The sequence below is a fragment of the Aliiglaciecola litoralis genome (genome assembly GCF_039523355.1).
In the GTDB taxonomy this organism is placed as follows: domain Bacteria; phylum Pseudomonadota; class Gammaproteobacteria; order Enterobacterales; family Alteromonadaceae; genus Aliiglaciecola; species Aliiglaciecola litoralis.
On the sequence record NZ_BAAAFD010000008.1, the window covers coordinates 211,876 to 237,937 of the forward strand.

General features: G+C 44.7%; 25 protein-coding genes. 14 read left to right on the top strand and 11 right to left on the bottom strand.

The features are described 5' to 3' along the window. Nucleotides 1-44: 44 nt before the first annotated feature. The 6 genes from ABD036_RS14170 to ABD036_RS14195 all read right to left on the bottom strand — a co-directional run bounded on the left by ABD036_RS14170 (nt 45) and on the right by ABD036_RS14195 (nt 4,494). Nucleotides 45-701: a FlgO family outer membrane protein gene (locus tag ABD036_RS14170; protein ID WP_343861010.1), complete on the bottom strand. Its 657-nt coding sequence runs from the start codon at nt 699-701 to the stop codon at nt 45-47. A gap of 86 nt (nt 702-787) precedes the next feature. Beyond that, a complete protein-coding gene (locus ABD036_RS14175; RefSeq protein WP_343861012.1) occupies nt 788-1,540 on the bottom strand; it encodes a FlgO family outer membrane protein in 753 nt (250 codons plus the stop codon). A gap of 13 nt (nt 1,541-1,553) precedes the next feature. Next, nucleotides 1,554-2,171: a FlgO family outer membrane protein gene (locus ABD036_RS14180; RefSeq protein WP_343861014.1), complete on the bottom strand. Its 618-nt coding sequence runs from the start codon at nt 2,169-2,171 to the stop codon at nt 1,554-1,556. Between the two features lie 311 nt (nt 2,172-2,482). Next, on the bottom strand, nt 2,483-2,791 hold the full coding sequence (locus ABD036_RS14185; protein WP_343861016.1) for a YfcL family protein: 309 nt from the start codon (nt 2,789-2,791) through the stop codon (nt 2,483-2,485). A gap of 3 nt (nt 2,792-2,794) precedes the next feature. After that, a complete protein-coding gene (locus tag ABD036_RS14190) occupies nt 2,795-3,934 on the bottom strand; it encodes an ATP-NAD kinase family protein (RefSeq protein ID WP_343861018.1) in 1,140 nt (379 codons plus the stop codon). Then, on the bottom strand, nt 3,931-4,494 hold the full coding sequence (locus ABD036_RS14195; RefSeq protein WP_343861020.1) for an elongation factor P hydroxylase: 564 nt from the start codon (nt 4,492-4,494) through the stop codon (nt 3,931-3,933). The genes ABD036_RS14190 and ABD036_RS14195 overlap by 4 nt, the downstream gene beginning before the upstream one ends. A gap of 209 nt (nt 4,495-4,703) precedes the next feature. Here ABD036_RS14195 and ABD036_RS14200 point away from each other — a divergent pair, with 209 nt between their 5' ends. From ABD036_RS14200 to ABD036_RS14255, 12 genes are all read left to right on the top strand, one after another. Next, a complete protein-coding gene (locus ABD036_RS14200; RefSeq protein WP_343861022.1) occupies nt 4,704-5,426 on the top strand; it encodes a sugar-binding protein in 723 nt (240 codons plus the stop codon). A 6-nt stretch (nt 5,427-5,432) separates the two neighbouring features. Continuing rightward, on the top strand, nt 5,433-6,131 hold the full coding sequence (locus tag ABD036_RS14205) for an FFLEELY motif protein (RefSeq protein ID WP_343861024.1): 699 nt from the start codon (nt 5,433-5,435) through the stop codon (nt 6,129-6,131). A gap of 2 nt (nt 6,132-6,133) precedes the next feature. Further along, on the top strand, nt 6,134-6,640 hold the full coding sequence (locus ABD036_RS14210) for an acyl-CoA thioesterase (RefSeq protein ID WP_343861026.1): 507 nt from the start codon (nt 6,134-6,136) through the stop codon (nt 6,638-6,640). Nucleotide 6,641: 1 nt separating this feature from the next. Further along, on the top strand, nt 6,642-7,799 hold the full coding sequence (locus ABD036_RS14215) for a retropepsin-like aspartic protease family protein (RefSeq protein WP_343861028.1): 1,158 nt from the start codon (nt 6,642-6,644) through the stop codon (nt 7,797-7,799). 278 nt (nt 7,800-8,077) lie between these two features. After that, the gene (locus ABD036_RS14220) at nt 8,078-9,706 is read left to right on the top strand and encodes a TldD/PmbA family protein (RefSeq protein ID WP_343861030.1); all 1,629 of its coding nucleotides are present in this window, start codon (nt 8,078-8,080) and stop codon (nt 9,704-9,706) included. Between the two features lie 31 nt (nt 9,707-9,737). Then, nucleotides 9,738-11,072 (top strand): TldD/PmbA family protein, encoded by a 1,335-nt coding sequence (locus ABD036_RS14225; RefSeq protein WP_343861032.1) that lies wholly within the window; start codon nt 9,738-9,740, stop codon nt 11,070-11,072. Nucleotides 11,073-11,187: 115 nt separating this feature from the next. Further along, nucleotides 11,188-11,838 carry a DUF4159 domain-containing protein gene (locus ABD036_RS14230; protein WP_343861071.1) on the top strand — a complete coding sequence of 217 codons (651 nt, stop codon included), beginning with the start codon at nt 11,188-11,190 and terminating at the stop codon, nt 11,836-11,838. A gap of 27 nt (nt 11,839-11,865) precedes the next feature. After that, nucleotides 11,866-12,891 (top strand): AAA family ATPase, encoded by a 1,026-nt coding sequence (locus ABD036_RS14235; protein WP_343861034.1) that lies wholly within the window; start codon nt 11,866-11,868, stop codon nt 12,889-12,891. Between the two features lie 14 nt (nt 12,892-12,905). Next, entirely contained in the window at nt 12,906-13,808 is a 903-nt protein-coding gene (locus ABD036_RS14240) for a DUF58 domain-containing protein (RefSeq protein ID WP_343861036.1), read from the top strand. Between the two features lie 30 nt (nt 13,809-13,838). Further along, on the top strand, nt 13,839-14,984 hold the full coding sequence (locus tag ABD036_RS14245) for a BatA domain-containing protein (protein WP_343861038.1): 1,146 nt from the start codon (nt 13,839-13,841) through the stop codon (nt 14,982-14,984). Then, a complete protein-coding gene (locus ABD036_RS14250; RefSeq protein ID WP_343861040.1) occupies nt 14,981-17,305 on the top strand; it encodes a hypothetical protein in 2,325 nt (774 codons plus the stop codon). The genes ABD036_RS14245 and ABD036_RS14250 overlap by 4 nt, the downstream gene beginning before the upstream one ends. Then, on the top strand, nt 17,302-19,290 hold the full coding sequence (locus ABD036_RS14255; RefSeq protein WP_343861042.1) for a hypothetical protein: 1,989 nt from the start codon (nt 17,302-17,304) through the stop codon (nt 19,288-19,290). The genes ABD036_RS14250 and ABD036_RS14255 overlap by 4 nt, the downstream gene beginning before the upstream one ends. A 123-nt stretch (nt 19,291-19,413) precedes the next feature. On the opposite strand, the gene ABD036_RS14260 is transcribed toward ABD036_RS14255, so the two are convergent. The 4 genes from ABD036_RS14260 to prmB all read right to left on the bottom strand — a co-directional run bounded on the left by ABD036_RS14260 (nt 19,414) and on the right by prmB (nt 23,600). Next, a complete protein-coding gene (locus ABD036_RS14260; protein WP_343861044.1) occupies nt 19,414-20,226 on the bottom strand; it encodes a hypothetical protein in 813 nt (270 codons plus the stop codon). 98 nt (nt 20,227-20,324) lie between these two features. Next, complete coding sequence (locus ABD036_RS14265; RefSeq protein WP_343861046.1) at nt 20,325-21,503, bottom strand: MFS transporter; 1,179 nt, start codon at nt 21,501-21,503, stop codon at nt 20,325-20,327. A gap of 22 nt (nt 21,504-21,525) precedes the next feature. Continuing rightward, entirely contained in the window at nt 21,526-22,623 is a 1,098-nt protein-coding gene (gene aroC, locus ABD036_RS14270; protein WP_343861048.1) for a chorismate synthase, read from the bottom strand. A 35-nt stretch (nt 22,624-22,658) separates the two neighbouring features. Continuing rightward, nucleotides 22,659-23,600 (bottom strand): 50S ribosomal protein L3 N(5)-glutamine methyltransferase, encoded by a 942-nt coding sequence (gene prmB / locus ABD036_RS14275; RefSeq protein ID WP_343861050.1) that lies wholly within the window; start codon nt 23,598-23,600, stop codon nt 22,659-22,661. A 107-nt stretch (nt 23,601-23,707) separates the two neighbouring features. Here prmB and smrB point away from each other — a divergent pair, with 107 nt between their 5' ends. Further along, nucleotides 23,708-24,289 (top strand): endonuclease SmrB, encoded by a 582-nt coding sequence (gene smrB, locus ABD036_RS14280; protein WP_343861052.1) that lies wholly within the window; start codon nt 23,708-23,710, stop codon nt 24,287-24,289. A 233-nt stretch (nt 24,290-24,522) separates the two neighbouring features. Here smrB and ABD036_RS14285 read toward each other — a convergent pair whose 3' ends face one another. Next, nucleotides 24,523-24,645 carry a hypothetical protein gene (locus ABD036_RS14285; RefSeq protein ID WP_343861054.1) on the bottom strand — a complete coding sequence of 41 codons (123 nt, stop codon included), beginning with the start codon at nt 24,643-24,645 and terminating at the stop codon, nt 24,523-24,525. Nucleotides 24,646-24,925: 280 nt separating this feature from the next. Here ABD036_RS14285 and ABD036_RS14290 point away from each other — a divergent pair, with 280 nt between their 5' ends. Beyond that, complete coding sequence (locus ABD036_RS14290) at nt 24,926-25,639, top strand: Rossmann-fold NAD(P)-binding domain-containing protein (RefSeq protein ID WP_343861056.1); 714 nt, start codon at nt 24,926-24,928, stop codon at nt 25,637-25,639. The last annotated feature ends 423 nt before the right edge of the window (nt 25,640-26,062 follow it).

The following is a 26,062-nucleotide window of genomic DNA, read 5'->3' on the forward strand; positions in this document are numbered from 1 at the left end:
TAATTAATAGTTAGCAAGTAGCAATTAACTAAATTGACTTAAGGCTACTCGCCAACGGCGATGAACCTTGGTTGCAACGCCTGCACGACAAAATGAGGAATTAATAAAGTGGCACTGGAAACCACCACTTTGCTTTCCATTGCGACGACTCTGGCATTAACTCTGACGCCCTTTTCATTTTCAATCAAGGTACCCGATAGTACGTAATCAATGTTCTGCCCTGCCGCCAGACGTCTGGCGTCACGACTAAACACCATATCGCCCGCAACGCCAACGGCAATCTTATCGGTCATTTTGAAATCCACCACAGGCACGCCAAAGCTTTGTACTTCGGTGATAAGTAACTCAGCTAACTGATTTCCCAGCGCGCCGGCATATTGCAAATGGTGATCAAGGGTGACAAAAGAGGCAATGCCAACTCGGCTTTGCGTATTTAGCATGCGTCCGTTTTTGACCAAATCCATAGTCAATTGCTCGGCATAATCCGCAAGGGACTTGTGACTGAAGTCGGGTTGATACAAGCGATTAGGTGGTCGATATACAATCACCTCTGAACGGCTCGCACTATTCACTTTTCGCTGCGCGATACGCTTTTTCAATTCTTCACGATATTGAGCGCCAGAATCAATGTCAGTTTCAGGTTCAGTTGAAGGCTGCATATCCGGCTCAGACTCCCCTGGCGCAGAAAACCACTTGGACATAGAAAGTCCACTATTTGCACATCCTCCTAACAGTGTTAGAACGGTTAGAATTGCTATCAAAGCCGCTATGTGTTTCATGTTATTACTCACTCCCCTTGTGTGAGTTTCACACCATCAACCATGCTGTGTTCACTCGGTAACAGCGCATCTACCACGTAAAATGGCATCAACATTTGGGCGGTGGCAACAACAGCTTTGGATTTCAGCCCGAGGATCCGTGCATTGACCAAGTACCCACCTTGATGTTTGGTTAAGGTGCCAGTCAGAATGTATTCAATCGGCGCTTTTTCAGTTAACTCTAAAAAGTCGCGCGTCAGCAAATAATCACCGTGCTCAGTGACGCGAATATAGTTAGTTGCTTTGAAGTCAATCACCGGAATGCGGAATTTATGTAATTCGTGAATAAACGACTCAGATAATTGGTAACCAAGTAAATTAGTTCTCTGCAAGTCACTGTCGATCAATGCAAAATTGGTCACGCCCACCGGAGTTTTGTCAGTGAGGTATTCCATATTAGCAATCAAATCTTGGGTCATATTCTGTACATAATCCCCCACATGTTTGGTCACCATGCGAGCATTGGTACTCGAACCGTTGCCATAAAGCGCATCGGCAGGCGCATTGCCATACAAATTTGCTGAGGCTTGTTGCTGAGCTTGCGAGTAGTCTATTGCCGGTGCATTTGGATCGGCCATGACATTAACAACTTGCATCTTAGGTGCGCTGTGTTGTTGACTGTTTCTGGGGGCTTGCTCTTCTCCCCAGCCGCTAAACAGCGATGAGTTAGCGCACCCTGTTAATAAAATAGTCAATAAAGTTGGAACCAATAGCTTAGTCACGAAGGACACCTCTTTATGTATCTGTGCGATAAATCATGCCACCTCGAGTGGTCACTTTTTCTCGCTGCCAAAACAACTCTGCTGGAAAAAATTTTGTCGCCGAGGCCACAACATCTTTGCTTTCTACATGAACAATGCGCGCATTCACGATTGCTCCTTCCTGTTGTTCAGTAATAGTACCTGCGATATAAAAATCCACATTTTGCAATGGCGCTAATCTAGAAACGTCACGACTGATTGCATATTCAGCATCACCGGTTATTAATATATCGTTTGTAATCTTATAGTCTTGAGTGATAAATCCGCGGCGATTGGCCTCAGTGATCAAGCCATCTGATAATTGGTGCCCCAACAGCATCAGTGGATGTTGATGGTTACGGTTATATTTCAACGATGTCACTGGCACAAAATTCACTACCGCATATCGATAATCACGATCCGCTCTGATCATAGAGAAAAGTTCGTTTGCCAATTGAGAAGTGTGGTACTCCACATTCCCCAAAGCCGGTATTTCCAGCTCCGGTTGCTCTGAGGTTTGTAACGGCGTTTCAGAATACAAGGATGAGCAGCCATTTAGCGCCACGATTAAAGCAGGCACTGCCAATAGTTCTAACCTAAAATACTTGGGCATTTTCAATACCACTCCTTGCTGTTCCGAGACACTTTCGCCTGAGCCGATAGAGGAATTACTACCTGAACTCAATTTAATGGTTTGTAAAAAACAGCGTAAATTAACTGACTTTGCGAAAGTTTTGCAAAAACCAAGCCAATCATACTTTCGCAATCCATTAATGAGCGTAAGGAGTGTGTGTGTCGACAGAAACCGGTAATTTCCATTTACCTTGCTAGGTTTTGTTGCCCTAACGGGACAAGCTATCGTCAAAAGCGGCAAACATTAACCGATTAACGGCAAAAGCAAGGCGTGTGCAACACGTCTGAGATTTAACTGGCGTTGTTTATCGTGTCGTTGCTGGCTTGGTCTATTAACTGTGACCATAAGCGCGTGACTTTTTGTTGATCGACAAGCTCTAATTCATTATTGGCAAAGGCATCTTGTAGACTTGTTGAGACTAGGGCATCCAATTGTTTTAAAGTTTTTTGCTGGGAAAGTTCAGCATGACTCACCGCCAGTGAAACATGGCCGTGTAAATAGCTGGAGATAAACAATTCATCATCACTGCCCCACTCTACGGTTTGATCCAATTTGTTCTCAATCTGCTCTACACTTTGCTCGAATTCATTTGCGTGCACGAATTAATTTACCTCTTCACTGTTAAGTGGATATAACACCTGATCTTTATAACCTGTGATAACCGACATAAGGCCTGCCAAAGAACTATCTAATTGACTGTCTCCGCAGTCACTGATCAGTGGTCGGCCTTGTAAGCCTTGTAATTTTGTTTTGGTGGCAACCAAAATGATATTTTCACGCCCGACTTTGGTGATAACTTCCGGGCTAAGCTGCTGATTTCCTCGACCAAATACATGTCCTTGGCCCCCAATCAACGTAATCACTAATTTGGCTTCATGGTCCGCAATGTGGCGCAGAATGTCCTGTTCAGTGGCATCTTGACACAGCAATTGCTGATCCAGCACCAAATCCACTCCCAACAGTGTGTTAGGCAATCCAAGTTCTTGCATGATGGCGTCAACCGTTGAACCTGACCCCATTATAAACACGGTTTGTGGATGCTCTTGCATGATCTCAATCACGTAAGCAGCGATATCTGCCAGCACCATTTCTTGCGATTCCTTACCGCCCATTTTTACCGCCTGAACATAGCGTAACTCAGTGGGTACGCGCATCTCTCCATAATATTTAGCGTGTACTTTTCCTTCGCGAAAACGTTGTTCGTCGATGTCTTTCACTTCCGCTTCATTTAGACTGACGATCTCCCCTGCCACCAGCATATTCACCACACGCCCCGCTGATTTTGGTGTAATGGCATAAACGCCCGAATGAATTTTACAGCCAGCGGGTATCCCTAAGACGGGGATTTTATCACCGACCACGTCATAGATATTACGCGCCGTGCCATCTCCGCCTGCAAATAGGATCAGATCGACCTTTTCAGCCATCAACGCCTTTGCTGCTTGCATGCTATCGACTGCTTCAGTTTGGCTGTCGTTGGGGTGATACACGACATGAGTGGTAAATCCTAGACTCACACTGACGTCTTCGCCCATCTCTGCGGATGCGGTAAAAATAGTAATTTCCCCCGCAGATTGATCGATTTGCTGTAAGGCTAGACGCGACTTAGCATTGGCTTTTTTCTGGGCGCCCATCGCCAAGGCTTTTTCACGAATTTCTTTTCCATCACTGCCCTTTAGCGCCAGTGCTCCACCAATACCAGCGAATGGATTGATGATTAGTCCTAATTTAAATGCTCTCACATTGCAACCTGCAAGGCAGCGCTGTGAGCGCACTCTTGGCTGCCATAAAACTGCCTTAAAGCCTCTATAAACTGGGCGGCTCTGGCTGGGAAACCGCTTTTTTGATACTCCGCTAATTGGTTGCGCACACGAGTTTCAAAAGCAATGCGATCCGGCTCCACACCATCCAGATTATCTGTACTGACTTTAAAGGCAAACCCCGCGGCCTCACTGAACGCACACTCGATAGCTTGGGGTTTCACTTCAACCAACTCAAACTCGGCTTGCTGCTGCGCATTTCTACCGTCAGGACAATACCAATAACCGTAATCTTCTAATTGGCGCCTGGCTTTGCCTGCTATACACCAATGGGCAATCTCGTGCAGCGCACTGGCATAGTAACCGTGGGCAAACACCACCTGATGGCATTCGTTGCCTTTAGCGGGAAGATAAACTGGCTCACCATCGCCTTTCACCAATCGCGTATTCTCGGATTGAGCAAAGCATTGATCAAACAATTTGATGAGATCTTGATATTGATGCACTAAAGCGCCTCGAACCACAAAAACAAGGAAGCGCATTGTAACTAGCTACTAGGGGGTAACTCAACTTTGATCGGGAAATTCAACAAAATCGATTGCAAGAGTTGTTTAAAAATCAGGTTTAAGACAAGCTATACAGTCTGATTTGAAAATCAAGAATAAAGAACTCCAGTGAAATTAAACAAATAAGCCGTCTTGAACAGATCGCTGTGTTAATTATTACTCCCATTCGATATGAAGGAGCGTCTATGCCAAGGATATACTTAGCGTTACTGTCAATGTTGAGCATCACAGCACAGGCCATTGACGTATCCCACACCGCATCACCGCCATTAATTGATGGCTTAAATCAGGATAAGCAATGGCAACAAGCCAAATGGTTGCCGTTGAATCAGGTCATTATTGGTGGTCAGCTCGACCCTGCCGATTTTACGGGGCAATATAGACTATTATGGGATAGTCAGGCGATCTATCTGCAAGCTAAAATCACCGATAATATCTTGTACGACAACAATCCGAATCCTGTAGAGGGCTATTGGAGTGATGATTGTTTAGAAGTATTTATTGATGAAGATGCATCAGGTGGTGATCATCAATACAACTTTAATGCCTTTGCCTATCACGTTTCGCTCGACAACCAGGTAGTAGACTTATCCACCGACAAAACGGCCAAATTATATAACAGCCACGTGACCAGTCGCTGGCAGCGACAATCCAATCCACCTTACGATATGATATGGGAGCTGGCTATCCGCGTATATGATGACAGTTTCAAAGATGATAAAGATGCGGTTCCTGTCACCCTGCATAAAGATAAAAAACTGGGTTTTATGTTGGCCTACTGTGATAACGACGGCTCCGAGTTTCGTGAACATTTTATTAATTCTAAAGACATTGTCCCGCTTGCAGGTGATAAAAATCGCGGCTGGATCGATGCCAGTGTCTTTGACACCATAACGTTGAGAGAATAGAAAACCATGCCAAGCACACTTGAACTGATTATTTCTCACCTGCAACACGCTGAGAAACTACATCATAAAACCCAGGCATTAGGCTTGGTTGACGCATTACGAGTTTTGCAAGATTGGCAAACCAAGCGTCTATTGGCCACTTATCAAGATTTATGGCAGAGCAAGCGATTCCGACCAGCGATGGAGTTTTTTATTGATGAGTTGTACGGGCCCAAAGACTTTAGTCAACGGGATCAAGAAATCGCCCGAGTCGTACCCAAAATGGCGAAACTCTTACCTAACCAAGCCTTGCAGTCTTTAGAGGCTGCACTGCAATTAAATAGCCTCTCCCACGAGATGGATTTAAACTTAACCGAACATTTGGTGGGAAAACCCGTCACTCGAGAGACCTACGCGCAGGCCTATCGCTTGTGTGACAATAGAGCACAGCGTGAACAACAATTAAGGTTGCTGGAAGGCTTAGGCGAAGATCTCGCTGATGTAGTGAAAATTAAGGGCATCTCCGCATTGTTGATGTTATCGCGTAAACCAGCCAAAGTAGCGGGAGTTGAAAGCCTGCATAGTTTCTTAGAAACAGGTTACAAATCGTTTAAACGACTGGGCAATGTGGATGATTTCATTGGCCCCATTGTGACCCGAGAAAGGCAGCTCATGGAGGGCTTGTTTGCGCAAAATGATGAAAACCCACTGCCGGAAATCGATTAGCTATGTCTATTGACCTTGAATTGCCATGGTTATTGCCAGATCCACATATTGTGCAATGGCAAATCACCGCCGACCACATTGATCATTACAATCATGTCAATAACGTTGCCTATGTGGCGCAATTAGAAAAAGTGGCTTGGTCGCATTCCAATGCTTTGGGGCTTGATATTAAAACCTATCAACAATTAGACCGAGGGATGGCAATTAGTAAACACGTGATTGATTATCACGCAGCGGCAATACTTGGAGACGAACTTCTGTGTGCTACTTGGATAATCGAATGCGATTCTCGACTAAAATTGTCGCGCCAATTTCAGTATATTCGTCGCTCTGACCAACGCACTATGCTCACCGCTAGAACCGATTTCGTGTGCATTGCATTATCAACGGGCAAACCCAAACGCATGCCCAAGGAATTTGCCCAACCCTACTGTCGCGCTTCGTTGGATAAGGATGATTGTGGCGCTGAGCCAATGACATTAACAATTAAAACGTCAAGTGGAGGCTAACATGAAATGGCTGATATGCTGCCTACTGGTGTTTTTGAGCATCTCAATTTCGGTTAACCTGATGTTATGGCAGCGACTTGAACAGCCCAACCGCCCCAGATTAATTCCCCTTTCAGTCAGTGACTTATTGAATAATACTGAAAATCATGACGATAGCCAGCGCACTGCATACTCGCATTCCACAAATCGGGCAATATCGGGTAGTGAGGAGAAGGAGCAAGATTCTGAGCAAATAGACATTGCTACTGCGCGGGCGATATTTCGTATAAAGCAACAGATTGCCGCGGGCGAATTCGGCATTGCCCGTCAAGCGATCCAACAACAATTACGAGCGCAACCTCAAAATATCGAGTACTTATTACTTGAGGCTTATTTGATAAAAGCCACCAGCAATGTCGACCAAGTTCTGGCCCACTACTATTCCTTGCTTGATCTGCCACTCAATACCCAGCAGCGCGGTGAAGTGTTGCTGACCATTACCAATTTAACCAACGACAATATTGAGAAGCTTAAATCTATCCGTGCATGGGATGTGCTGGCGACGTTTTTAGAGCCTTTGTGGCAATTCGATCCGAATCGTAAGTCGATTATTCTCGCGCTGGCTGAGTCATATGCAAGACAACGGCAAGAGTTTCTAATGGAAAATGTATTGGCATCGCTGTCACAACATGACATTGAAGCAACTAAAATACGTCAAATTTTCGCGGCACAAAGTTCAGCAACGAAATTGAGCAGTAATGATCCGCAGCCTGAAAAATTACTGCAATATGAACGAGCAGTCGCGTTAACACCACTTGGCGATCATTTTATTGCGCCCCTTAAGTTAGGACGTCGTACCTTAAACCTCATGATTGATACGGGTGCTTCCACCACGGTGATCACCGGGAAAACGTTCAGTTCTTTGCCAAACACTTATCAACGCCAATACATAGGCTCTTTTAAGGTCAATACCGCAGGTGGGCAAGTAACCGCACCACTGTTTCAACTCAAGCAGGTGTTTCTAGGCGGTTTTCGACTCGATGATATCGCGGTGGTCGTATTAGATATGCCCGAATTCAGTTATGCAGACGGTTTACTGGGAATGAATTTGTTGCGCCAATTTGACTTTAAAATTGACCAACAAAATGCCGAGTTACTGCTTAATCGGACCGCTGACTAAATATTTGCCATGACTAACACCCATTAAAGTCGCCCTAGCGGTCGCTGTCTTAATTGATCCATACTGATTAATAGTCTTTACTAAGCCTAATAAAATAGAGTGCAATGGTTGAATCTACGATTTAGAGCGTTGGTTTACATTGACTAAATCCACCATATTCACTCAAATGGTGGATTAACATTGATACTGCTAAATTGGTACAAGATGTTTCACGAGTCTTGATCCACCTTTCGAATTAGTACAAGTTGGAACTAGTCCCTAAATCCGAGGAAGAACAAATGCAAAGACGTGATTTTATTAAGTTAGGTGGAGTCGGTGTTGGCTCACTGATGTTGCCCATTTCCGGCATCGCAGTCTCAGCTGAACAACTGCTAGACAAACCTATGGACGTGGCTTACAAAAAGAAGCTTGCTGACATTGCCCTCAATGCTGCTAAAGCAAAAGGCGCAACTTACGCTGATGCCCGCATAGGCCGTTATTTAAATCAATTTGTGACGACTCGGGAGACGCGAGTCGACAACATCGTCAACACCGAATCCGCAGGTATCGGGGTGAGAGTTATCGCCAACGGCACTTGGGGCTTTGCATCCACCTCAAATATGACGCCAGATAGCGTTGCCAAAACAGCTGAAAAAGCAGTCGAAGTGGCGATGGCCAATTCTAAATTCCAAACCAGCCCAGTGAAACTGGCACCGGTTAAAGGCACAGGCGAGGTCAGTTGGAACACACCAATCAAGAAAAATGCCATGCAAGTACCAATCAAAGACAAAGTCGATTTGTTACTGAGCGCCAACAGCGCAGCGATGGAAAATGGGGCTAATTACATCACCTCAATCTTATTCGTAGTCAATGAACAAAAATATTTCGCTTCTACCGAAGGCTCCTATATCGATCAAGATGTTCACCGCCTGTGGGCCCCGTTCTATGCCACCGCGATTGGCGAAAATGGTTTCAAACAACGTCAAGGCCTTGGTAATCCAGTGGGCATGGGCTTTGAGTATTTAGACGGCCTTGAAGAGGATAAAATACGCATCCAAGGTGCCAATGTCGGTTATAAGAACTCCTACGATATTGTCGAAGACGCGGCGGCAGCAGGCAAACAGCTCAAAGCCAAATTAGCCGCTAAGTCCGTTGAGCCAGGCAAATATGACTTGGTGCTAGATCCTGCGCACTTAATGTTAACTATCCACGAATCAGTTGGGCATCCTTTGGAGCTTGACCGTGTACTTGGCTATGAAGCGAATTACGCTGGTACCAGTTTCGCTACGTTAGATAAATGGCGCAGCGGTAAATTCCAATATGGCTCTGACATGGTGAACTTGTTTGCCGACAAGACCCAACCTTACTCATTAGGCAATGTCGGATACGACGATGAAGGCGTCAAAACCAAAGAATGGGATCTGATCAAAGATGGCATTTTAGTCAACTATCAAGCCACTCGCGACCAAGTGCATATGATTGATCAAAACGAATCTCACGGTTGCAGCTATTCTCAAAGCTGGCGCGACGTGCAATTTCAGCGGATGCCGAATGTATCCTTAAGACCCAATAAAAAAGATATCTCGGCAGAAGATGTGATCAAAGATGTTGAAAAAGGCATCTACATCGCAGGCCGCGGATCGTTTTCAATCGATCAACAACGGTATAATTTCCAATTTGGTGGCCAACTGTTTTATGAGATTAAAGATGGCAAAATTGTTGATCAAATCGAGGATGTCGCTTATCAATCAAACACCCAAGAGTTCTGGAACAACTGCGTGCAAACTGCGGGTAAATCCGACTATCGCTTAGGGGGATCTTTCTTCGATGGAAAAGGTCAACCATCGCAGGTCAGCGCCGTATCACACGGCTGTTCAACCACACGTTTTAACAACATTAACGTTATCAACACTGCGCGCAACGTGTGATCAGTAAAGAATTGGAAGGAAGATCAAAATCATGACTATGATATCCCAAGACACTGCTAAGAAATTATTGACCAAGGTATTGGCGTTCTCAAAGGCCGATGAATGTGCTGTTGGCCTAGAAGGTAAAACCGCTGGCAATATTCGCTATGCTAGAAACACCGTTTCCACTGCTGGCGAAGAAAGCGATGTGGAACTGTTCGTACAGTCCACCTTTGGTAAACGCACCGGCGTAGCGACCATTAACGAATTTGATGATGTTTCACTGGAAAAAGTGGTCCGTCGCTCGGAAGAGCTGGCGAAGCTAGCACCAGAGAACGAAGAATACATGCCGTTGTTTGGTAAGCAAAGCTATCTTGAATCAAAAACGCATTCGCCCAATACTGCCAAGGTAACGCCTGCAGATAGAGCTGCCGCAGCAGAGGCCAGTATTGTTCCGTCGAAAAAGAACAAATTGGTTGCCTCCGGCTTTCTCGAAGATGAGGAAACCTTTACTGCTATTATGAATAGCAAAGGCCTGTTCGCTTACAATACCTCTACTAATGTCGATTTTTCGGTGACCATTCGCACCGAAGATGGCAAAGGCTCGGGTTGGGTCACGCGCAATTACACCGACGTGTCGCAACTCGATACCGCTAAAGCGTCACAAATCGCCATTCAAAAAGCCATGGGCTCGGTAGATGGCAAAGAGTTGGAGCCGGGAAAGTACACGGTGATTTTGGAGCCTGCGGCGAGCGTCACCTTGCTTGAAAACATGGCGCGTAACTTTGATCAGCGTAGTGCTGATGAGGGACGCAGCTTTTTAAGTAAGAAAGTCAAAGATGGTGAAGAAGGCCCAACCAATAAACTGGGTGAGAAAATGTTCGATGAACGGGTCAATATTTACTCTGACCCGCAAGACCCCACCGCGCCTACAGCGCCATTTTCATGGGATGGTTACCCTAGAAAGCGCACTGATTGGGTCAAAAACGGTGTGATCACTAATATGTTCAATAGCCCCTACTGGGCTAAGAAGACCAAGACGGAATATATCCCCAGAGGCGGCAACTTGATCATGACCGGCGGGTCTGAGTCGTTGGAAGACATGATCAAAAATACCCGTCGCGGCATTTTGGTAACGCGCCTTTGGTATATTCGCTCATTAGACCCACAAACCCTGTTGTACACTGGTTTAACCCGCGACGGTACCTTCTATATTGAAGATGGAAAAATTAAGTATCCAATCAAGAATTTCCGCTTCAATGAAAGCCCGATCATCATGCTCAATAACATTGAAGCCTTGGGTAAACCCCAACGTATCGATGGCAATATGATCCCGCCAATGAAGATCAGAGACTTCACCTTTAGTAGTTTATCTGACGCGGTCTAATGGTAACCTGCAGCAAGGCTAACAATAGCCTTGCTGCAAAACTATCGCGACACCGGAACCCAATGTGAACAGACGCGCTTTTATAAAATCTTCCAGTGCACTGGCATCTGCGGCAATGCTCCCTGGCATTGCATTGGCATTGGGTGATCCTAAATACGACTTCTATTTCACTCGCCTTGCTTATGAGTCTGGCAATTGGGAGGTGGATGAGAGAATGCCTGCCAATGTCCTGAATTCTTTGATTGAATACACCAGCTTGCGAGTGGATATTCGGGAACGTGTGGTGCCTCTATCTGACCCCGCCATGTTGACTGCTCCCTTTTGTTACATGGCTGGACATCGTTTAGTGCAATTTACCCAGCAAGAGCGGGAGCATTTTCAACGCTACGTTGAGAACGGTGGCTTTGTGTTTGTGGATGACTGTAATCATGATATTGACGGCATGTTTGCCACTTCTTTTGAGGCGCAAATGGCCGATATATTTGGTGATGACGCACTTCAGAAAATTCCTAATGACCACCCTATTTACTCTTGTTTCTTTGAATTTGATGGCCCGCCTCGCACCTCGGGTGAGTTAAATGGCTGGGGTGATGATTTAGTTCATGAGTACCTTAAAGCAATCGAGATAGATGGCCGTATTGGCGTGCTTTACAGCAATAAAGACTTGGGTTGCGAATGGGATTATGATTTTCGAAATAAACGTTGGCTCAAAGTCGACAATACCAAATTCGCAGTAAATATAGTGGTTTACGCCATGACGGCATGAACTTTGACAGCCTAGAGGAAATAATTTTTGCATAACATTAGCGAACAACAACTGGCAGACACGCTAGCAACGCTGAGTAAAGTTGGAGAAGAAGTTGGCAAAGTGATTGTTGGTCAACATCAGGTAATTCGTCAATTACTGATCAGCATCTTAGCCGGTGGACACTGCCTGTTAGAGGGCGTACCCGGTTTAGCAAAAACTTTGATGGTAAGCACGTTAGCAGACACCTTGGCATTGGATTTTAAACGTGTGCAATTTACGCCTGATTTGATGCCTAGTGACATTATCGGTACCGAAATTCTGGAAACCGACCACGACAGTGGAGACCGCTTCTTTAAATTTCAAAAAGGGCCTGTATTTACCCATATTTTGTTGGCCGATGAAATTAACCGCACGCCACCAAAAACACAAGCGGCGTTGCTTGAAGCAATGCAAGAACGAACCATCAGTTATGGCGGTAAACACTACGCATTACCGAAGCCGTTTTTTGTTTTGGCTACGCAAAATCCAGTAGAGCAGGCTGGCACCTACCCCCTTCCCGAAGCGCAACTGGACCGCTTTTTAATGTTTGTGCAGGTAAGCTACCCTGACCAACATGAAGAAGCAGAGATCCTCAGGCGCACCACTGGCTCCTTGACCACTAACCTCATGCAAGTACTGCAAGGGGAAGAGATCTTAATGTTGCAATCTTTGGTAAGAGAAGTAACTGTGTCAGACCCGCTACTTCTGTACATTACTGAGTTGGTTCGACAAACTCGACCGGCAACAGAACCCCAAAATGACCAGCAATCGCAACAATGTGCCCAAGTACAAGAGTTTGTGCAGTGGGGTGCAGGCCCGCGAGCTGGACAGGCTCTGGTACTGTGTGCCAAAGCCAATGCCTTACTTGACGGTCGTTTTGCCATTACCCTTGACGATATACAGGCGATCGTTCATCCGGTCTTACGACATCGTATTTTGTTGAATTTCCAAGCCGAAGCGCAAGGTAAAACCACAGACGATATTATCTCGGCGTTATTGGCAGATGTACCCAAACCAACCAGCCCACTGTGATTTAAAATGCCCTGATGCAATCCTTACTTGATCCTATCACCTTATCTCGCATTAAAGATTTGCCGCTGGTTGCAAAGACCCTCGCGCATGGCTTTCTGCATGGCTTACATGCCAGTCAACAACGAGGAACTGGGGTCGAGTTCAATCAATATCGCAGCTATGAGCCTGGCGATCCTTTAGCGCAGATTGATTGGAAGTTGTTTGCTCGTTCGGATAAATACTTTGTCTCCGAAGCACAACGTGAGAGTGACATTCGGGTCTGGCTGATCCTTGATGCGAGTGCATCCATGTTGCAAATATCCCAAAAAACCAAGCAGCAAGGCGGTTGGAATAAACTGCAGTATGCTAAAAGTTTACTCGCCACCATCGCCTATTTAGCCCAACATCAAGGTGACGCTGTTGGGCTGTTAAGTGCCTCTAGTCAAGCGGTATCCTATTTGCCAGCGAATACCGGACAACGCCACTGGCGTCGATTACTGGTAAATTTGCACAATATCTCAAGTGGTGGCCAATTTCCTGATATTGAGTCTTTACGAGCCCATATTGCCAGTGTGCGAAGCCAAGGACTTGTAATCGTCGCCAGTGATTTTTATCAACATAATCAAGAATTGGTATCCTTTATCAGTGGTCTATCCAACCGCAAAACAGATGTCATTGCCGTACAGTTGGAATGTGATGATGAAATTGATTTTCCGTATAAAGGTCAGATTCGTTTCGAAGACTTAGAATCACAAAAGCAGACGCTCTTGTGGGCCCAGCACGCCAAAAAAGACTATTTGTCTGCGCGCGACAGCTTCAACCTAGAGTTGGAAAACACATTAACTGCAAGCCATATTCAGTTGTTGCGTGCCAATATTGACCGCCCTATGGATAGCACTTTATTGGATTTTCTGCGTGCTCGACAAAAACTGGCTTAAGGATATGACTACCGCAAACGAGGGTCGAGCATGATTGATTGGCTAGGATCGGCACTTGGATTGAGCATGTCACTATCCCTGTCGTTGTTGTTCATGACATTGATAGCGATGGCGATCCCGCTGCTGATCCACTTGTTGAGCAACAGTAAAGGGCAGCTAATTAAAATTGCCCACACTCAGTTATTGCCGTTAGCCAAACAACAACCGGTGACTCATCTGCAACTGCGTCAACGGGTGCTATTATTACTCAGACTGAGCATGTTAGGCGTGTTAGCACTGATATTGGCCGATGGGAGGCTAGCAAAAGACAGCGATAATCCACAACAATCAAATCAGATTGCCGTATCTGCACACTGGTTGTCTCAAGCTAATGAAACACAACGCCATGGGTTAGCTGATGCGTTAGCAGGAAGTTCAGCGCTATTATTGGCACCACAGCCGCGCTGGATAAGCGCACAGCAAATTCATCAATGGACAGAGGTTGCTCCCGCCAATCTAGCGTCAAACTTGTGGGCGCAACTGCAAGCTCAAACATGGCGATTTGAGAATGCGAATAAAGTCACCATTTATGCCACCGATTCAGCTCTGGAATATCTGGGGGCTAAACCGGCTTTGCAAGCCCAATATCATTGGGAGATCCTGCCAACCCCGATAAGCAGCAGTGAACAACAATCAATTAGTGTAGTGATACAAGCAGCAGCGGATTCCCAATATTTACCCTATTGGCAACACGCACTATCACTGTTACAAAATGTCGCCGCACCTGAGTTAATGATTGATTGGTCGATAGCGCCTCCGAACCCACTCAGCAATGACGCAGACTGGACAATTAAATTACCAAGCAGACTCGAACAAGTCGCCAGTGCACCTGAGATTGCACGCATAAACGAGTCCGTTAAAACCGCTGAATTTCCGGTATTGCTGTCACAAATGCTATTAGAAAAATTCCCTTTAAGCATGCCTGTCCACGTTAAATTAAGCTTGGCACAAATCAGTGAAACAGCCTATGAGGGTAAAAAAGACATTGATATGGCTCAGTTAACAGCGCCGGCTGAGGGTGCGCCTTTGCTGCCGTATTTAAGCATGCTGTTAATATTGCTGTTCTGTTTAGAACGTTGGTACAGCGAAAAATTTGGCGCAGCAAATACGCCTAAGGTTTCGGAGCCACAAGTATGAGTCTGACAAATTCATTATTAGCCAAAATTGATGGCTTAGTACTTCGTGCTCGACGCCAATACCTTGTTTTTTTCACTTGGCGCAGCATTGCTATCGCCCTGAGCGCTTTTGCTGCTTCTCACTTACTGACTGATTCGTGGTTCATGAGTGGCTTAGTCGCCGGTTCAACAGTGCTGATGTGTTTACTTTGGCTATTCAATAGCGAGCGTTGGCGAGCATTTGATCGGGAAAATTATCTGGCGTTTCTGAACATTCAATTTCCACAGCTAGAACATAGCGCGCAGTTGTTAGTCCAAGACTCAAGATCGAGTATTTTGCACTCGCTGCAAAGTCAAAAAGTCGGGCGGGCACTAAGTGCGCTTATCAAGCAACAACATCATGATTTGATACCGCATTATCAAACAAAGCAAAGCCTGTGGGCTTGCGCGTTAGTTGTAGGGCTCTGGCTAATTCTGCGGGCCTTGCAACCATTACTCTGGCATGACGTAAATGTTAAGCCACAGGTCACGTCCAAGAGTAGCGCTGCACCGAGCATAACCAATATCGCGGTAACCATAACTCCACCAAGTTATACTCAGCGTCAAGAAACAGTCCAATCCAGTTTAGATTTAAACATACTGAGCGGCTCGACAGTCACCTGGCAGATATCCACTACCGATGTTGCTGAAGAGCTATGGTTGAAATTTACAGACAACAGCCAACATGCTTTTGAACATCAACAGGGGAAGCTGTATCAAATCAGCCAAACGGTCACCCAATCACAGGTATATAGCATTAATGATCAATCCAGCTCACTGACTAAATTGCACACCATTGCTGTCACCCGTGACCAAGCACCGCAGGTACGCGTGCTGTCGCCTAAACCCACAATCACAGAGTTTAGTAAATTCTCAACACCACTCTTTGTCGCAACAGCACAGGTCAGTGACGATTTTGCTATATCGAAGGTGGATATTCTTGCGTCTGTTGCTAAAGGCACAGGTGAAGCCGTCAAATTTCGTGATCACATCTTCGAATTCGATTCGTTTGAGCAACAAGGACAGATATTACAGTTAGAAAAGTCTTGGTTAGCGAGTGAACTAGAAATGGAGCCTGGTGATGAGCTTTATTTCACCGTTAGAGCTTGGGATAATAAACAGCCCACTCCACAAATGAGTCGCTCTCAAACAAAGATTTTTCGATGGCTTGACGACGACCGACACGCCATTAGCAGTGACGGGGTCCTCATTGATTTTATGCCCGATTATTTTAAAAGTCAGCGGCAGATCATCATTGAAACTCAACAACTGATTGCCGATAAAGATTTACTCACTGAACACGAGTTCTCACAAACATCTCGTTCTTTGGGCTACTCGCAAAGTGATCTCAAACTCAAGTATGGTCAGTATTTAGGCGACGAGTTTGACGATGGTCGTGGCGGTCATCAAATGGAAGCGGGTCCAGAAATGCCTGAAATCCACATCAAAGATGGCGACCACAATGATGATCCCGATGCTGTGATTGATGATTCACCGCAATTGGCTGCAGGCACTACCAGTAGCAATTCACATGCAGAGGATCACCATGATCACGAGCCGCAGCACGCTAATCAACAGGTCGCCGATAAATCTGGTTATCAGCAGGTTATTACTCAATACGGACATAATCACGAAGATACTGATGTCGGCGTGATGGGAGCCCAGAGCCCTCAAGCCTTAATGAAACAAGCGATAGCCCATATGTGGGACGCCGAACTGCATCTGATGCTATCGGCACCGGAACGTGCCCTTCCCTATGAGCAAAAAGCATTGGTGTATCTTGAACAAGCCCGAAAAGCAGAGCGAGTGTTCGTAAAGCGTCTAGGATTTGAACCACCACCGGTTTCTGAAAAGCGCCGTTATCAGGGGGACTTGAGCGACGTTTTAGATTACCAGCAACAGCAAAAACCGACTCCGACAGATCCACTACTCGATGATTTTCGCGCATTATTATATTTATTGGGACAAGCGGGCAACGAACTTCAATTTTCTGGGGAATTGACCAAGGGATCCCTGCAACAGATTGAACGCGTTAAACAATACTATATTAAGCAAGCGCAAACACGCCCCGCAATGATGCATTACGTCACCTCATTACAGCAAATCCAGCAACAGCAAAGTCTCCTCATTACAGACTGCCGAGATTGCCTGGTTGATTTGTATGCTGAATTGTGGCGACAATTGCCCGCCCCCATTGCCGCGCCTGCACAGATCCGCTTGAACTATTCGCCATCACGGACAGATGTGCATGAATACGAAACATATTTGCGCACAATCGCCACACAAAAAGGTCAGCAACAATGAATATCTTTGCTGGCGTAGAAATCACGTTTTTACCAGATTTGGCAGTTTGGCTTCGTTGGGCATTTGCAGTGTTGTTATTGGTCTGCTTTATTTGGACAACACAGCATGTGTTTAAGCGTTTAGCGGATAAACGCGCAGCTCGGCGAGTTTCGATAGGGCTACTCAACCTTTTGGTATTTGGGTGTATTGTATTGCTAGTCAGTGAGATTGATCGCACTCGCAGTAAAATTGTCGCTGCGACTTTACTGACTAGTGGAACGAACATAGAACACGTGTTGGCAAACCACTCTGGCGACACAAAGACATTTGTACTCAGTGCTGCATTGTCATCCAAACACCATACTCAAAAGCTAAGATTACCTGACAATTGGCACGTCATTAACCAGCCTGAGCAGCTCGTAATCGCTTTAGATGACTTGCAAAAACTGACCATCATGGGCGATGGATTAAACGGGTCACAATTGCGGGACTTACAAGCCCTCGCAAGGTCTAAGTTTCAACAACCGGTGGCAATAGCATTTATCCCCAGCGAAATCCGCGCTGGGCTGATAGATATGAAATGGCATAATCAGTTAGCAATTGGGCAACGGCAGCAGGTGAGCGGCAAATTACAATTGTCTGATGCAAACCAAGGTCTGGTCAATCTGTCATTAGTCGATCCTGCTGGCGCCGTGCTTAGTAGTCAAACATTAACGGCAAACGCGCCCTTTAAATTTAGCTTTATTGCCAAAGCGAGCGGTCGTTGGATCTATAATTTGGTGTTAACAGACGCTCAATCCAATCAGCTTATTAGCCGCGAGCCACTAGCGTTTCAGGTGTCGCAACCGACACCGCCTAGCGTGGCAATTTACCAATCAGCCCCTTCTTTCGAAACCCGGCATTTCAAAAACTGGGCGACGGCTTTTGATACTGCCATGACGATAGTGACACAAATAAGTCAATCCAAATTCATTACTCAGTATGTCAATACATCGTCTGATCCTGAGACCTCAGATAGCCTTCATCAAAATAATCCGTCGAGCCAGGCGGATTGGGTGCAAAGCGATGTGATCATAATGGATGGTCGCGCTTGGTTAAGCTTATCATCGGCCCAGCAACAAAAATTACAACAGCACGTTGAACAAGGCGCTGGCCTGCTGTTGATGGCTGACAGGCAGTTAATGAATGCTGCTGCAGAAACGGGTTTATTTAGGTCATCGGGTTCTGAGGATAGCGTTGGTGCTTGGCTTGATTTTGACGTGCGAGCTGATGAGGGCCGCGCTGTTCAAACTAGCTCAAAAATGGCAGGACAAGGCATACAAAGTGAAAAAGCCATCCCCTATCTAGCAGCTCAAATCAAGGTACCCAAGGCAGGTGACAAGTTCGACATACTGGTTTGGAACCAAGAAAATGCCCCTATGATTGTTAGCCAGAAAAAGGGACTAGGCCAAGTTGCGGTAAGTTTAATCAGTCATAGCTATGAATGGCAGCTAAGTGGCGAGGAGACCTTTTACAGCCAATTTTGGCAACGCCTAATATACAACATTGCACCTGCGCAAAGTCTGCCATATTGGCTCTCACCACAAGATAATGAGATTAGTCTGACTAATCATGCGCAGAAGGTATGCGCTATTGCAAATGTTGATACAGACATACACAGTCATTACATCAACCCAGCCCAACAAAAAATACCACTAAAGCTCTCTGCTGAGCTATTTGATAAGGGTAAAATGTGCAGTCGCTTTTGGCCATTGCAAAACGCCTGGTATGAGTTGCGTGTGTCTGACGACAAGGGCACAGATAAACTGAGCTTATATAGCTATAGTCAGCGGCACTGGCAAGCATGGCAGCAGCAACGAAAACACCAGGCCACGCTTGCACAAGCAAAGCAACAAATCACCTTAATACCCAAATCCCAAACACAAGCTCTGTCTAAATTACCGATATGGCTGTTGTTTTTAGCGCTGATGAGTGTGCTGTGGATTGAACGGAAGTTTTATTCTTGATGAGCCGGATAAGTATTGTAGAAACTTAGTTAATTGACCGCATATAATTCGGCAATCCGATTCATGTTCGGTGGTACTAGAGCAATTAGCGCTCGTTTAGTAAGCGCTTAAACTCGTAACGGATTAAAGCTCAATATCGATATTGGCCTCGCCAACTTGATAGTCTTCTATCGTTTTTGACACTGCAAAATCGACTAACGACAAGGTGATCCCCTGTCCTTTCATATTGCCACTAGACGGTTGGAAAGAGCATAGTGTAAGTACTTCTGTATACTGTTTTAGCGTCCAGAAATAACACTGTTTGAAGCCAGTGAGCAATAATGCTCGATTGTTTTCATCTCGAATGAAATGGGTTTTCGATGTGACTTTTTTGTATTCAAAAAACGCCCTTACACGGGATTTTAGTGTTGGCACAGTATTAATGTTGTTAATAAAGTCGGTCAAAGTTGGTTTTGATGAATTGTTTTTTACGACTTGTTGTACTTGCTCAAAGCTAAGCGGTTCACCATATTTTTCAACCGCTTGAATAATGGTTTTTTGATACACAGGTAAAATATCTAAGTAGCGACTGGCAATGGTGTAAGTCAGATCTATTTCGTTAATAAAGCCGTGATCTTTATCAAATCGTATTTCAAGGTTCTGTATTAGTGTTGAGTCTAAGTAGGGCTGAGCATACTCCAGATTCACTTTGTTGCTGCGATTTCCACCGGAAATGTACTGCACTTCTCCGCCTTTTTCTGCCAACTTAGAGACTTTTTCAAGTACATTGTCGCCCACATGAGCACCTCTTATCTCCATATCTGAAGACAGACCCAATTTAGCCAAGGGCTCAAAACGCATTAAACTGGAGATATTTTTAGTGCCTTGCGCCAATACACTATGGCTATTGGGCAATAAAAGGGCAAAAATAACGTACGTTAACGTGCAACTTCTCAAACTTGTCACCATTTCCTCGTTACAATAATTCTGTCTATAGTATTACGTGATGATTAAAATTGTAGATTAATTTTACCTGCCAATTAGCCACTCAATTGTTAAGCACTAGCTGACATGTTTTTAGAGCGCACCAATAACAAGCTCAGCATTGATATCAAAGCTATCACGGCCGAAAACAGGAATGCTTGTTGAGATCCCGCTCCCTGCAGCCAAAGTTGACCAGAGATATAATTACCAATGGCACCACCGACACCAAAACCAATACTAATATAGAGTGCCTGTCCACGACTTTGAAATGCCTTGCCGAAGTAATGATGGATAAACTTAACGGACGCAGCATGGGTCATCCCAAAGCTAAACGCATGCAGCAGTTGAGAGATAATGATCACCCATAAAAACTCAGCTACTGTACCCAGTAATAACCATCTAAGTGCAGTAAGAAAGATGCTTATAACCAGTATCCACTTAATGCCAAATATACTTATCAAGCGTCCAGCCAATAAAAAAATCACGATTTCAGCAGCAACGCCCAGGCCAATAAAGAATCCAGTTGCTTGTCCACTGTAACCCAAGTCACGTGCATACAAGGCAAAAAAACCGTAGTAAGTGCCAAAACTGACTTGTAGTAAAATCGCTGACAAAATAAACATTAAAAAGGTTGGAGTTTTTGCCTTATGCCAAATTGAACCTGTGTTCTTATCTTTTGCAGGTTTGGCTTGAGGTTCGTTGATCAACAAGGTAGAAATGAAAAGCACTGCAAGTACGCCCGCACTCACATAGATAGGCGCCTCGCTGGAGAACATATCAATGGCTTTACCGGCAATAACAGTCAAGATGATGAACCCGATACTACCCCATAAGCGAATACGGCTATAGCGGGTGGCATCACTATCAACACAATTAAGGGTTAATACTTCGAGTTGCGGTAAGATGGCAGTCCAAAACATCATCATTAACGCAAACCCAAGGGTTAATCCCCAAAAGCTGTCAACCACAAATACCAAACAAAATGTGCCAAATGTGAGCAGACTGCCTAATCGCAGTATCCCAAGCCCCTTGCCCGATTTGTCTGCCATCGAGGCCCACAAATTTGGCCCAAGGATACGCGCCACTGTGATCAGCGCGAATAATTCTCCAATTTGCTCGGAGGTAAATCCTCTTCCATCTAAAAATACGCCTAGATAGGGAACCAATACACCTAGCTGCCCGAAATACAGCAGATATGTCAGACTGATTAGCAGTAAATTGAGGTTCGATTGCGGTTTTTGCGAGAGCAAGGCCAATATTTTAACGGCAGGCTTACGCCTGCCCCGGAATGATAGGAGTAACAGAACTTACTCCCGCGTTCTGACCACGATGGCGTAACAAATGATCCATTAGCACAATCGCCATCATCGCTTCTGCAATTGGAACAGCGCGGATACCGACACAAGGATCGTGACGGCCTTTGGTAATCACTTCGGCACTGTTTCCTTTTATATCAATAGTTTGACCGGGAATACTGATACTAGACGTAGGTTTGAGTGCCATATGCACAACCAAATCTTGGCCTGTAGATATCCCGCCCAACACGCCACCAGAACGATTACTGGTAAAGCCTTCAGGGGTCATTGCATCGCGATGCTCACTACCTTTTTGCTCAACCACTGCAAAACCGTCACCCACTTCCACACCTTTAACAGCATTGATCCCCATCATGGCCAACGCCAAATCAGCATCTAAGCGATCAAAAATGGGTTCGCCCAAGCCAACGGGCATATTAGTCGCCACAACCGACACTTTTGCGCCAATAGAGTCCCCTTGTTTCTTCAAGTCACGCATGTAAGCTTCAAGCGCGTCAAGTTTGGAAACATCAGGACAGAAGAAAGCATTGGTGTTAGTCACACTATGATCAACTGATTCTATTTTGATGGGACCTAGTTGCGACAAATACCCATGGATCTCAATATTGTGTATTTGCTTAAGGTATTTTTTAGCTATACCACCTGCGGCTACGCGAATAGCGGTTTCACGGGCAGAAGAGCGTCCTCCCCCTCGATAGTCACGTAAGCCATATTTTTGTTGGTAAGTATAATCTGCATGACCAGGACGAAACGTCTCTTTAATTTTAGAATAGTCCTGACTGCGCTGGTCTTTATTTTTAATCAGTAAACCAATACTGGTGCCGGTTGTTTTACCTTCAAAAACGCCTGACAAAATTTGCACTTCGTCATCTTCTCGTCTTGCGGTAGTAAACTTTGAAGTGCCAGGCTTCCTGCGATCCAAATCACCTTGCAAATCGGCCTCGCTAAGCTCCAAATTAGGTGGACAGCCATCGACAACACCACCGATTGCAATACCGTGACTCTCTCCAAATGTCGTGACTGTAAACAATTTGCCGAACGTATTTCCTGCCATTTTATTTTCTATCCTAATTTTGCAAATAAGGTTGTCTAACGATGGTTTGCCCAATACGAGCTTAGTTGCATTTTGTTTACTGCAAATACGCCATGGCCACCATGCTGGAAATCGATCCACTGTAGCGGTAAATCAGGATATTTATGCTCAACATGCATTTGACTGTTGCCCACTTCAACAAACAACCAGCCGTTTTCAGTTAGAAAATCTGGCGCTTGTCGTAAGATCACATCGACTAAATCCAATCCATCGTCACCTGCGGCCAAACCTAACTCGGGTTCATGATGAAATTCATCAGGTAAATCGGCCATATCCTCTTCATCAACATAAGGCGGATTACTCACTATCAGGTCGTACTTTTGACCCTCTAGGGCTTGCATCAAATCAGATTTAATCGGAAACACGCGATCACTCAAATCATGCTGTTGGATATTGATATCGGCAACCGCTAATGCATCATCGCTGATATCAACTGCATCAATTTGAGCTGATTCGAATTGGTAAGCCAACGCAATCGCAATACAACCACTTCCTGTACAAAGATCTAATATAGAACTGGGTTCAGCGACTATCCAATCGGCGAAACTGGCTTGAATAAGTTCTGCAAAAGGTGAACGAGGTACTAATACTCTCTCATCTACATAAAATGGTAGATCACAAAACCAAGCCTGATTAGTTAGATATGCAATGGGTAAACGTTCAACGACCCTTCTTTTGACCAATGCTAAAATGGTCGTTTTCTCACTCGTTGTTAGCCGCGCATTAAAAAGCAGCTGAGAGTCTTTCGATGAAAGATCCTGCGGCAAATGCAACACCTGTGTCGCCAAGCTGAGTGCTTCTTGCCAGGCATTGTCAGTGCCGTGGCCATAATATAAATTCGCTTGATTAAACTGACTCATCGACCAACGTACAATATCAAGTAGCGTATGAAGTTCGGTGGCGGTGCTGTCCATGTCAATGGATTCTATGGTCGTCATAATAACCTATTCAACTTTTACTAAAGTGGCTCTTGGGGTGAATTACGCGTATTCTACTAGGCTTTATAATTGATTGCCTGTCCATTTTACGTTAACTAAAGCTAACCATGAAATTGAAGACTTTATTAAAATCGCCCCCTCAGGATCCTGACGATACACTGTTTAAAACGCTGTTCCGCGATGTAAAGCCAATCAAGCAGGACAAAATAACGCCTCCACGGAAATCCAGCAAGGGAAAAACAGCAAACACCTTAAAAAAACATCAAGCTGACAAGGAACTGAAAAGAGCATCGGCTTCTTTTCATTTTTCCGATGGATTCGAAGCTCACTTTCCTGATGCTGGACCACTAAAATATGTCAAACCAGGGGTTGAAAGTTACCAAGTAAAGCAATTGCGACGCGGTGAATATGCCCCCGAGTTAATCCTTGATTTGCATGGATTGAATAAAGAACAAGCTAAACTGGAAATAGCGGCGTTGATTGTCGCCGCTCAAAAGCAACATGTGGATTGTGTGTGTATCGTCCATGGTGTGGGTGGAAATGTGCTTAAAAAAGCCGTACCAAATTGGTTAATTCAGCATCCGGCGGTAACAGGATTTCATCAGGCCCCTCTTGAATGGGGAGGCCGCGGCGCATTGTTAGTATTACTTGAAAATTCGTCACTGAAACATAGTGATGGGAAGCTTTAAGGTTGACTCTGAGCAGTTGATATAAAGGTTAAGGCTAAAGACTGCATTTGTGATTTAGTTATTGACAATCAGAAGCCTTAAAGCAAAACAGCAAGCGTTCTGAGGATAATAACCGACGTTCTAATAATGAATGGGCTTAAGTTTTCTCGATATGCCATTCATAAAATAATCACCACGTAATTTACATTCGTTGTAGTTGTCGGTGATTAGCGACGCACAACAAATTTTAGTTATCATAAATCGTGATTTGCGTTATAAACGAACAAATATAAGTAATAGGCACAAATAGCCACCACAATACCAAGCCCTAATAGTGCCCCCCAAGCAACCGGATCGTTAAACAGCAGTTCTAACATGATAATTTCCCCATCTGAAAGTAAAACACCGTTTTTGTTTTACTGTGAAGCAGTATAGTTAGCTTGTAATTGCGAGTACTGATCTGGATCAAATGTTCAGCAAAAAGGCGCAGTTAATTCGCATAAAAACCTTATCCGGTGTCTTTAAAATGCGTCATCTTTATTACGCACAGAACCATCAAATCCCCTTAACCTATTGTTTTATTTTAACTTTTAAAATTTGGAATGAATAATGCTGTTACTCAATTTACTCCGTGAAATGTATGATTGAGAGCGTGTTATGAAAACAGAGTATCAGCAAACAAGCAAAGATTGGGTAGGATTCAACAACACAGAAACCATACCCAACAACGATAAAATTAAACAACAACTTGAAAATCTAAGCGTCGTTGGCTTGGGCTTAACGGGCACACTATTGAGCCTATCATTTGCCAACAATGGTCATAAAGTTATTGTTGTCGATATGGACTCTCGCAAGGTGAATTGTGTTAATCAAAACCATTCTCCGATCCAAGATGGTGAAATGGAATCCGCTATGCGAAAAGCAAGATTCAGCCGCCATTTGATAGCAACAGGTGACTTGCATAATGCGATATTACAGACCGATGTCACTTTGGTTTGTATTGGTCATGGCTCAATTGAAACTGAAGCGTTATTAAGCCACTCCATTCACACTATATGTCAGCAAATCGGCGCCAGTTTAGCGATGAAATCGAAGTATCATTTGGTCGTAATACACTCAAACCTTAAGCCTATGGCGTGCGAAAATCAGGTTAAACCGATCATCGAGCGTTGGTCCAATAAACGTTGTGGCTTAGATTTTGGACTCTGCTATTTGCCATTGCGCGTTTCCCACAAAAACCAGCACTCACCAACTAAACTACATAACAGCATAATCCATGGCGCTTATGACAATAAAAGTGCGCAATTAGCCATTAGGTTATTCGCAACCCTAGATATAGGCTTAAAATCCGTGGGATTAAATCCCCACTAATTTGTTTTGGTGGACAGGTGTTTTGGTGGACAGGCACTCCAATTTTGTTTTGGGTATTTTGGTGGACAGACACTCCAATTATTCCAAGTTTAAGTCCATAATCTCTTTAATCAAGACAGTCACTCTTGTATTAACGTGCATTAACGTGGACAGCCACCTTAGTAAGAGATGAAAAGTCAACCCGTTGGTGAGTGAACTACCAATTGGATAGTTGTTTTTCGATGTGACTTTTTTGGAAGGAGTGTTTTAGTCTGCAACGCGAGCGTTTTATGTTGAAGTTGAGTTCGGGGCTATTAGCAAGCGAGGTAATTGCTTCACAGGACCACGTTTTTATCTGTGAGTCAAAGGCATATCAAAGGCGAACATGGCTGGGCGTGATACGCTTGCGCTGAGTATGTGTTTTGTATGACTGGAGTGATGTTA

What these genes read in the sequence shown, in the direction of transcription:
- ABD036_RS14170 (WP_343861010.1), bottom strand. Translation starts at nt 701, where the DNA reads ATGTCCAAGTGGTTTTCTGCGCCAGGGGAGTCTGAGCCGGATATGCAG.
- ABD036_RS14180 (WP_343861014.1), bottom strand. Translation starts at nt 2,171, where the DNA reads ATGCCCAAGTATTTTAGGTTAGAACTATTGGCAGTGCCTGCTTTAATC.
- ABD036_RS14195 (WP_343861020.1), bottom strand. Translation starts at nt 4,494, where the DNA reads ATGCGCTTCCTTGTTTTTGTGGTTCGAGGCGCTTTAGTGCATCAATAT.
- ABD036_RS14200 (WP_343861022.1), top strand. Translation starts at nt 4,704, where the DNA reads ATGCCAAGGATATACTTAGCGTTACTGTCAATGTTGAGCATCACAGCA.
- ABD036_RS14205 (WP_343861024.1), top strand. Translation starts at nt 5,433, where the DNA reads ATGCCAAGCACACTTGAACTGATTATTTCTCACCTGCAACACGCTGAG.
- ABD036_RS14210 (WP_343861026.1), top strand. Translation starts at nt 6,134, where the DNA reads ATGTCTATTGACCTTGAATTGCCATGGTTATTGCCAGATCCACATATT.
- ABD036_RS14215 (WP_343861028.1), top strand. Translation starts at nt 6,642, where the DNA reads ATGAAATGGCTGATATGCTGCCTACTGGTGTTTTTGAGCATCTCAATT.
- ABD036_RS14220 (WP_343861030.1), top strand. Translation starts at nt 8,078, where the DNA reads ATGCAAAGACGTGATTTTATTAAGTTAGGTGGAGTCGGTGTTGGCTCA.
- ABD036_RS14225 (WP_343861032.1), top strand. Translation starts at nt 9,738, where the DNA reads ATGACTATGATATCCCAAGACACTGCTAAGAAATTATTGACCAAGGTA.
- ABD036_RS14230 (WP_343861071.1), top strand. Translation starts at nt 11,188, where the DNA reads ATGCTCCCTGGCATTGCATTGGCATTGGGTGATCCTAAATACGACTTC.
- ABD036_RS14240 (WP_343861036.1), top strand. Translation starts at nt 12,906, where the DNA reads ATGCAATCCTTACTTGATCCTATCACCTTATCTCGCATTAAAGATTTG.
- ABD036_RS14245 (WP_343861038.1), top strand. Translation starts at nt 13,839, where the DNA reads ATGATTGATTGGCTAGGATCGGCACTTGGATTGAGCATGTCACTATCC.
- ABD036_RS14250 (WP_343861040.1), top strand. Translation starts at nt 14,981, where the DNA reads ATGAGTCTGACAAATTCATTATTAGCCAAAATTGATGGCTTAGTACTT.
- ABD036_RS14255 (WP_343861042.1), top strand. Translation starts at nt 17,302, where the DNA reads ATGAATATCTTTGCTGGCGTAGAAATCACGTTTTTACCAGATTTGGCA.
- aroC (WP_343861048.1), bottom strand. Translation starts at nt 22,623, where the DNA reads ATGGCAGGAAATACGTTCGGCAAATTGTTTACAGTCACGACATTTGGA.
- prmB (WP_343861050.1), bottom strand. Translation starts at nt 23,600, where the DNA reads ATGACGACCATAGAATCCATTGACATGGACAGCACCGCCACCGAACTT.
- smrB (WP_343861052.1), top strand. Translation starts at nt 23,708, where the DNA reads ATGAAATTGAAGACTTTATTAAAATCGCCCCCTCAGGATCCTGACGAT.
- ABD036_RS14285 (WP_343861054.1), bottom strand. Translation starts at nt 24,645, where the DNA reads ATGTTAGAACTGCTGTTTAACGATCCGGTTGCTTGGGGGGCACTATTA.
- ABD036_RS14290 (WP_343861056.1), top strand. Translation starts at nt 24,926, where the DNA reads ATGAAAACAGAGTATCAGCAAACAAGCAAAGATTGGGTAGGATTCAAC.